The sequence below is a fragment of the Vibrio sp. OPT46 genome (assembly GCF_015163535.1).
GTDB lineage: Bacteria > Pseudomonadota > Gammaproteobacteria > Enterobacterales > Vibrionaceae > Vibrio > Vibrio alginolyticus.
The window spans coordinates 85224-93716 of the sequence record NZ_JADDYG010000824.1 but is presented as its reverse complement, the minus strand read 5'-3'; the positions used below and the strand labels follow the sequence as shown (position 1 = coordinate 93716).

The 8493-nt window shown below is 44.2% G+C and carries 8 protein-coding genes; 6 read left to right on the top strand and 2 right to left on the bottom strand.

Features of this window, described 5'->3' with window-relative positions; translation table 11 throughout:
* On the top strand, positions 1 to 1652 hold a 1652-nt coding region (gene polA / locus IQR33_RS28510), incomplete at its 5' end, for a DNA polymerase I (protein ID WP_193844264.1).
* Between the two features lie 747 nt (positions 1653 to 2399).
* Here the strand turns inward: polA and yihA are convergent.
* The gene (yihA, locus tag IQR33_RS28505; protein WP_017635019.1) at positions 2400 to 3059 is read right to left on the bottom strand and encodes a ribosome biogenesis GTP-binding protein YihA/YsxC; all 660 of its coding nucleotides are present in this window, start codon (positions 3057 to 3059) and stop codon (positions 2400 to 2402) included.
* Between the two features lie 159 nt (positions 3060 to 3218).
* On the opposite strand from yihA, the gene IQR33_RS28500 reads away from it, so the two are divergent.
* From IQR33_RS28500 to hemN, 5 genes are all read left to right on the top strand, one after another.
* Positions 3219 to 3836 (top strand): c-type cytochrome, encoded by a 618-nt coding sequence (locus IQR33_RS28500; RefSeq protein ID WP_005379248.1) that lies wholly within the window; start codon positions 3219 to 3221, stop codon positions 3834 to 3836.
* 838 nt (positions 3837 to 4674) lie between these two features.
* Complete coding sequence (locus IQR33_RS28495) at positions 4675 to 5313, top strand: class I SAM-dependent methyltransferase (protein ID WP_017821951.1); 639 nt, start codon at positions 4675 to 4677, stop codon at positions 5311 to 5313.
* Positions 5313 to 5855 carry a Der GTPase-activating protein YihI gene (gene yihI, locus IQR33_RS28490; RefSeq protein ID WP_005379252.1) on the top strand — a complete coding sequence of 181 codons (543 nt, stop codon included), beginning with the start codon at positions 5313 to 5315 and terminating at the stop codon, positions 5853 to 5855. Before IQR33_RS28495 ends, yihI begins: the two co-directional genes overlap by 1 nt.
* Positions 5856 to 5862: 7 nt before the next feature.
* A complete protein-coding gene (locus IQR33_RS28485; RefSeq protein ID WP_005379254.1) occupies positions 5863 to 6351 on the top strand; it encodes a DUF2489 domain-containing protein in 489 nt (162 codons plus the stop codon).
* Positions 6352 to 6535: 184 nt separating this feature from the next.
* The gene (gene hemN, locus IQR33_RS28480; RefSeq protein WP_193837244.1) at positions 6536 to 7927 is read left to right on the top strand and encodes an oxygen-independent coproporphyrinogen III oxidase; all 1392 of its coding nucleotides are present in this window, start codon (positions 6536 to 6538) and stop codon (positions 7925 to 7927) included.
* Between the two features lie 69 nt (positions 7928 to 7996).
* Here the strand turns inward: hemN and IQR33_RS34780 are convergent.
* Positions 7997 to 8493, bottom strand: a 497-nt coding sequence (locus tag IQR33_RS34780; RefSeq protein WP_228014200.1) for an adenosine deaminase family protein, incomplete at its 5' end; no start/stop codon positions are given.

Below are 8493 nucleotides of genomic sequence, written 5' to 3'. Positions count from 1 at the left end.
CGGCTTATGTGCCAGTTGCACATGACTATTTAGATGCGCCTGAACAGCTTGATCGTGATTGGGTACTAGAACAGCTGAAGCCAATTCTTGAAGATGCAGCGAAAGCAAAAGTCGGTCAAAACTTAAAGTATGATGCGTCTGTACTCGCTCGTTACGACATTGAGCTAAAAGGTATTAAGCACGACACGATGTTGGAATCGTATATCTACAACAGTGTCGGCGGTAAACACGATATGGACAGCTTGGCGCTTCGCTTCCTACAGCACAGCTGCATTTCTTTTGAGCAAATTGCAGGTAAAGGCAAAAATCAGCTTACGTTTAACCAAATCGAACTGGAACAAGCATCGCCATACGCGGCAGAAGATGCGGATGTGACCCTTCGTCTGCACAATCGCTTGTTTGCTAATATCGAGCAGGATGAAAGCCTGAAGACAGTTTACGAAGAGATTGAAATGCCGTTGGTGCCAGTTCTTTCGCGCATTGAACGCACTGGGGTCTTTATCGATGAAATGAAGCTGAGTGCGCAGTCGGTCGAGATTACCGCTCGCCTTGATGAGCTTGAAAAGAAAGCGTACGAAATTGCAGAGCAAGAGTTTAACATGAACTCGCCAAAGCAATTACAAGCCATCCTATTTGAAAAAATGGGTTTACCGGTTGTGAAGAAAACGCCATCAGGCACACCATCGACGAATGAAGAAGTTCTGCAAGAACTCGCGCTAGACTACCCACTACCAAAACTGATTTTGGAATACCGTGGTTTGGCGAAGCTAAAATCAACTTACACCGACAAACTGCCGAAGATGATCAACCCATCAACGGGGCGCGTGCATACTTCTTACCACCAAGCAGTGACTGCAACGGGTCGTCTATCTTCTACTGATCCGAACTTACAGAACATTCCAATTCGTAACGAAGCTGGCCGTCGTATTCGTCAAGCGTTTGTCGCGCCATCAGGGCATAAAATCTTAGCGGTCGACTACTCGCAAATCGAACTGCGCATCATGGCGCACCTTTCTGGCGACCAAGCTTTATTGAATGCATTCCGTGATGGCAAAGATATCCACGCGGCAACCGCAGCAGAAATCATGGGTGTTTCTATTGAGGACGTTTCAAGTGAGCAACGTCGTCGTGCGAAAGCGGTTAATTTCGGTCTTATTTACGGCATGAGTGCGTTTGGTTTGGCGAAGCAATTAGGCATTCCTCGTGGTGAGGCTCAAGCGTACATGGATACATACTTTGAACGTTACCCAGGCGTGATGCAGTACATGGAAGACACACGCAGCACAGCAGCAGATAAAGGGTATGTTGAAACGATTTTTGGTCGACGTTTGCATTTGCCAGAAATCAAATCGCGCAACGGGATGCGTCGTAAAGCTGCTGAACGTGCGGCAATCAACGCACCAATGCAAGGTACGGCAGCGGACATCATTAAGAAAGCGATGCTGTTGGTTGATCAGTGGATTCAGGAAGAAGGCAATGGTCGTGTGAAGTTATTAATGCAAGTACACGATGAATTGGTCTTTGAAGTTGAAGAGTTATCATTGTCCGAAATTGAAAGTAAAGTACAGAAATTGATGGAATCTGCAGCAGAGCTAAAAGTACCGTTGGTTGCAGAAGCAGGTCACGGTGATAACTGGGATCAAGCTCATTAGTCACTTTTAGACCAAAATAACCAATTAATTATGAGCCAGCGCACAAACGCTGGCTTTTTTTTGAGATTAAAAAAGCTAGCGCAAAGTTAACTTTGATGTTGCTTAATAAAAATTTCATGAAAAAAAACTACAAAAATTCTTTGCAATTCTGACCAATTGTTGTACATTAATACTCGTAGGGTACAGAGGTAAGATGTTCTATCTTTCAGACCTTTTGTTTCACGTTATTGGATTAGGCTGATTCAGCCGCCCCAGTCAGTTTTTGACTGGGGCGTTTTTTATTGGGCGAAAGAAAATTATTCTTTTGGATCAGAAGCTTAAAGTTAGCCTTCAAAAACCTTCTTTTTTGACCTTTCTAAGTCACTGCAAAATCTCGATTTTTCCTTCAAATTTATTGCGTTATTCATCCTGTAAATTTACGCCAGTCACACTATTATTTTTTCTTGAAAGAAACTAAGTTACATCTTTTTGAAGATTTGCTTGGCTTAACTGTCTGAATTGTAACGCTATTGGGTGTTTTTGGAGTGAATGTTTGGTGATACACAGGAAACAAGAGCGCTTTTTAACCTATTGAAATCGAATCTCAGTTCAGCAATGCTTCGTCACATAACAATAATTACCAATTTTTCTCTCCCGTTATCCCTGCCAGGAAGGCGGGGATTTTTATTGCCTGTTATTTAGTTCAGATAAACAAAAGCCCCACCAAATGGCAGGGCCGTGTCGAAGAAATTTAACAAATATTGTTAATTATTCTTCATCGCTCGCTGGTATCTCTTGTTCGTCTTCTTCTATCAGGTGTGCTAGTGCTGGTGCAAACCAGGTATCCAGTTTTGCACGTAGCTGATCGACACCTAATCCTTTCAGTGAAGAGAACACATCAACAGAAACGTCACCACCGAAAGTTTCTACTTGCTTACGAACTTTCAGTAGAGTTTGTTTGCGTGCACCACTTTTTAGTTTATCTGCTTTGGTTAGCAAAACTTGCACAGGAATGTGGCTATCGATGGCCCAGAAAATCATTTGTTGGTCGAGATCTTTCATTGGATGACGAATGTCCATTAGAACCACTAAGCCTTTTAGGCACTCGCGTTTCTGTAGGTATTCACCCAAAGATTTCTGCCATTTGTTTTTCATCTCTACCGGTACTTGAGCAAAACCGTATCCAGGTAGATCGACAATGTGACAACCTTCTTCTACTTTGAAAAGGTTGATTAATTGCGTACGACCAGGTGTCTTTGATGTCTTGGCTAAGCTTTTTTGATTAGTTAGACGGTTAAGTGCACTCGATTTACCAGCGTTTGAGCGTCCTGCAAACGCAATTTCGACACCTTCGTCTTCCGGCAGGTGACGAATATCGGGTGCGCTGGTGATGAAATGCGTATTTTGGTAATGAATTTTTACGCTCACTGTTAACTCCATCTCGACTTTGTGTAGTCGATTGATTACTTTTTTGTGAAAATGTGTAAAATAACCGTGCTCGGCATAAGGTCGCCTATTGTACCATGAGTGTACGCGGTATGTTCACATTCCGTGGTACTGGAAGCTTGATAATTATAATGGAATGTCATGAAGAAATTAGCGCTAATTTTGAGTCTTTTAGCCAGTTGCTCAGTATGGGCCCAAGGTAATATTGAGGCTGGTAAAGCAAAATCACAAACCTGTGTCGCCTGTCACGGAGCAGATGGCAACAGTGCAATAACAACGTACCCGAAACTCGCAGGCCAACACGCTAAGTATCTTGAGAAGCAGTTAAAAGAACTTAAGCTAGGCATGACAAGTGGTGGTAAACAAGGTCGTTACGATCCTGTAATGAGTGGTATGGCAATGCCACTGAGCGATGAAGATATCGCAGACCTATCTGCTTACTACGCTTCGCTACCAGTTTCAGAAAACTCAACACCTGAAGATGTAGTAGCAAAAGGCAAAACGCTTTATACCGCTGGTGATGCCGAGCGTGGCCTAACCGCATGTATTGCATGTCATGGTCCTCGTGGCAATGGTACTGAGCTTTCAGGTTTCCCGAAAATTTCTGGTCAGCATGCTGACTACATCAAAGCTCAGCTAGAAAAATTCCGTGATGGCGACCGTGGTAATGATATGAATGCCATGATGCGCGACATCGCGAAGAAAATGACAGACGAAGATATCGAAGTGCTGTCTAAATACGTTGGCGGTCTGCACTAATATACCTAAATCGCTCAAGAACCTGCATCTTGAGCTGGTTGGGTAGATGTCCCTACATCGTTCGAGCAACTTGTACAAAAATGCCCTAGTGAATCCACTAGGGCATTTTTGTTCGTGACAGATATCACAGTCGAGTTTGGATGCGAAAGCGATAGTTGGCTCGGCAGTTTGTGAGACATTTGCCATACTTGATGTTGGCTTTTTCTTGTTAGTGTTTTTAAGTTTTTGATTAAATGATAATTTTGATTTTTTAGAAAAATAGGCGGATTATTTTTTCAACCCATTACTTGTGAGCATAACGGGATGGCGTAAAGTAGAAGTCGTTCACAGGGAGTGAATGTAAGGATTTAAGACCACGGTTTAGGTCTCCAAGGATGTAGCTCGGATGCTTGGTGATTTAGAAAGGGATTTAGATAGGTAGGGAGCCTATCAGATAAGGATGGTCATCTCGTCTGACGGTTAAGACAGTGAAACGGATCAGGCACAGGAAGTTGCTCAGTAGACAGGAAGTAAACGGATAGCCAAAATTCATCAGGAAGATGAAAAACAACTCTTTTTGGCAGGGAAAGCTCTAAAAACAAAGGGATCATTGGTGCACCAAATGTGTGCAACACAGTTTCGCCAATTGATGGCACTTAGAAAGCGACAGTCTGACTGTCGCTTTTTTTATATCCGTTGACTTGCTCAGTCGTAACTTGAATTGATATTACTGCACTTATTTAGCTTTATAGGTTGTAAACAAAGTTTTTTAACAAAAATTGCTGAAAAAATACTCAACAACACTCCAATCCGAGTTCACTTTCTGGTATGTTTCGCATCCCTGTTTGAGGAAGTCAGCATGCATACCTGTCCTTTATGCCAAAATCAGCGCACTCACCATTATTTTGAAGATAAGCGTCGTGAATATCTTCAATGTGAGCAGTGCAGCTTGGTATTCGTAAATCCAGACCAACGTTTGGATGCGGAAAGCGAAAAAGCTCACTATGATTTGCATGAGAACAACCCCGATGATTTGGGTTACCGACGCTTTTTGTCGCGTATTACTGACCCGATCACAGAGCGAATTTCTCCACAATCAAATGGTATCGACTTTGGTTGTGGTCCTGGCCCAACGCTCTCCTTGATGCTGGAAGAGGCGGGGCACAACATGGCGTTGTACGATCTCTACTACCACCCTGATACGTCGGTTTTAGAAAAAACGTACGACTTCATGACAGCAACAGAGGTGATAGAGCACCTCTACCACCCAGATTTGGTGTGGAAGCAATGGTTGAATTTAGTTAAGCCAGGGGGCTGGATAGGCCTGATGACGAAAATGGTCATCGACGTGGAGGCTTTCAAATCATGGCATTATAAGAACGATCTCACTCACGTAGTGTTCTTTAGTCGTGACACGTTCCAGTTCCTAGCAGAGCGGGATAAGCTCGAACTCGAATTTATTGGTAATGATGTAATTTTACTGAGGAAACCCCAGTAATGAGCCGTAGTAAAAAATCTAGAAAACCAGGTGCCGCTGGTGCACCTGAGTTTGTTGTAACTCGTAACCGTACAGAATCTGATGTGGAAGGCCGCTTACGCAAGCGTGCTAAAAAGCGTAAAGGTCTGAAAACGGGTAACCGTAACTCAGAAGTTAACGAGCAGAAAAAGCAAGCTGCTGCACAAAATCGCGACCCGCGCTTAGGCAGCAAAAAGAAAATACCTCTGATTGTTGAACCTGCGAAGAAAATGACGAAGCAAGAGCGTCGTTTGTCGGCAGAGCAAGAACTAGAGATGCTAGAAAATGACGCGCAATTGAACGTGTTGCTAGACCGTATTGAAGCGGGTGAAAACCTGGGCACAGGTCTACAGAAATTCGTCGATGAGAAACTCGATCGCATTGAGAAGCTAATGGACCAACTAGGTTTGTTGGAACCTGAAGAAGAGGAAGACTTCACTGCACCTGCTGAGAAAAGCACGCGCAACGATGATGACTTGCTGGCAGATTTCGACGACATTAATTTCGACGACTATAAAGGATAATTAAGCTATGAATGTAACCTTATTAGCTATTGCTGGTGTTGTGATTATCATCGCACTCGCTTCTTATGCAGGTTACCTTCTGCTTCAATTGAAAAAGCAAAAGGAATTGCAGCTGAAGCATCAAAAATTGGCGATAGACAAACGTAACGCCAACATTTTTGAGAATGTGCATACCTTGTGTCAGGCGGGCATTCAAGGCCAGTGCGATTTATCTGAAATCAGTATCCGTGTGTATAACATCATGGATTATGTACAAGGTGAAGACCGCGTTGATTTCGATAAAACGTACCCTGCGATTTCTGAGCTTTACCACATAGTGAAAGATATGGCGCGTGGCGAAGAACGCCAACAACTTGCCAAGAAAGAGCGTATGCAACAGAACTTGACGCGTCATAAAGCGGAAAGCCGCCTCACTGATGCGATTATTGAGGAGCTCAAAGTGTTGCAGAAAAACGTCCAGCCACTGAATAATCAAATCAATATTCAGATGATTTAAGCGCGACCCCCAATAGTCTCCTTATGACTAATGGGGGTATCGTGATCACGCTAGCACTTCTTTAGTTTTATACTTAAAAAGCCAGTCGGCGTTGCCACGCTTGTCATCGTCGTATGGCAAAATAGCGGCTCTGAATATCGGGTGACGGCTTTCGTTGCCCTAGCATTTAACGGAAAGTACCACCATGTCGAATCAACACACTGAATCGAAACAGCAAATCGTCTGGGATCAAGCGGTATTGGATAAGTACAACTATTCCGGGCCTCGTTATACGTCGTACCCAACGGCGCTGGAGTTTCATGAAGCGTTCACCATTTCTGATTATGATATGGCATGCACTCAATACCCAGAACGCCCATTATCGCTGTACGTACACATTCCGTTCTGTCACAAGCTTTGTTACTACTGTGGATGTAATAAAGTCATTACACGCCATTCGCACAAAGCGGATGAATACCTCGACGTGCTTGAACACGAAATTCGTCAACGTGCTGCATTACTTGTTGGTCGCACCGTGACGCAATTGCATTTTGGTGGTGGTACACCGACGTTTCTCTCTGAAAAGCAAATCACGCGTGTAATGAGCCTGCTACGCCAAGAGTTTACTTTTAGCAGCGATGCTGAAATCAGTATCGAGGTTGACCCGCGTGAAATCGAGCTGACCATGCTGGATCATCTGCGTAGTGAAGGCTTCAATCGCTTGAGCATCGGTGTTCAGGACTTCAACAAAGAAGTGCAAAAGCTAGTGAATCGTGAGCAAGATGAAGAGTTCATCGTTGCGATGGTTGCGCGCGCAAAAGAGTTAGGCTTTCGTTCGACGAACCTAGATTTGATTTACGGTTTACCGAAGCAGACCAAAGAATCTTTTGCCAAGACTCTAGAACAAGTACTAGAGATGCAGCCGGGCCGTCTATCCGTGTTTAACTACGCGCACATGCCACAGCTATTTGCAGCGCAGCGTAAGATTAAAGACGAAGATCTGCCAAAGGCAGAAGAGAAGATGGCAATTCTGCAAGACACCATCGCGACACTGACTGGTGCTGGCTACCAATTTATCGGTATGGACCACTTTGCTTTGCCGGACGATGAACTTGCTGTTGCCCAGCGCGAAGGTATTTTGCATCGCAATTTCCAAGGCTACACCACACAAGGTGAATGTGACTTGGTTGGCTTTGGTGTTTCTGCAATCTCGATGATCGGCGATACGTACGCGCAAAACCAGAAAGAGCTGAAGAAATACTACGCTCAAGTCAACGAACTTCGTCACGCTCTGTGGAAAGGGGTCTCGCTGGACTCTGATGATTTGCTCCGTCGCGAAGTGATTAAGCAGCTGATTTGTAACTTCAAATTAGACAAGAAAGCCATTGAGTCTGAGTTTAAAGTGAGGTTTGAACAGTACTTTAAAGAAGATTTGCAGCTACTTCAGACCTTTATTAACGATGAGCTAGTAGAAGTGGATGATAATGAAATTCGTGTGACGCTGCGAGGTCGTTTATTGATCCGTAATATTTGTATGAGCTTCGATAAATACCTACGAGCAAAGGCACGTCAGCAACAGTTCTCTCGTGTTATTTAATCCGAGATACAGATTCAAGATATAAAAAATGCCAGCAGATGCTGGCATTTTTTTATGTTTTTGCTGGATTTAAGCGCGATCTTTTACTTTTTCTCTCAGTTCCGCTTTTTCTGCTTCTGAAAGGAATGCAATCTCAAGGCCATTGATTTGCGCTTGGCGAATCTGGTCTTGGCTCAGACCAGCGGCTGGTGCCGCTACTTCGTATTCGTATGGCAGTTCGATACCTTCAACCGCTGGATCGTCAGTGTTCAGACACGCAAGAACGCCATGCTCTAGGAACTGCTTGAGAGGGTGGTTTTCTAGCGTTTCTACCGTACTTGTTTGGTAGTTTGACGTCAGGCAAGATTCAATACCAATGCGGTTTTCTGCTAGGTAATCCATCAGTTTTGGATCGTGAATCGCTTTTACGCCGTGACCGATACGAGTTGCGCCCAGCTCATTGATTGCTTGCCACATGCTCTCTGCACCTGCTGCTTCACCAGCATGGACCGTTACCCCAAGGCCAGCATCGCGTACTTGCTTGAAGTGAGACACAAAGCGATCACCCGGTTGGCCTAGCTCGTCAC

Coding starts and splice junctions, on each gene's coding strand:
- IQR33_RS28500 (WP_005379248.1), top strand. CDS start 3,219: ATGAAGAAATTAGCGCTAATTTTGAGTCTTTTAGCCAGTTGCTCAGTA.
- hemN (WP_193837244.1), top strand. CDS start 6,536: ATGTCGAATCAACACACTGAATCGAAACAGCAAATCGTCTGGGATCAA.
- IQR33_RS28495 (WP_017821951.1), top strand. CDS start 4,675: ATGCATACCTGTCCTTTATGCCAAAATCAGCGCACTCACCATTATTTT.
- yihI (WP_005379252.1), top strand. CDS start 5,313: ATGAGCCGTAGTAAAAAATCTAGAAAACCAGGTGCCGCTGGTGCACCT.
- IQR33_RS28485 (WP_005379254.1), top strand. CDS start 5,863: ATGAATGTAACCTTATTAGCTATTGCTGGTGTTGTGATTATCATCGCA.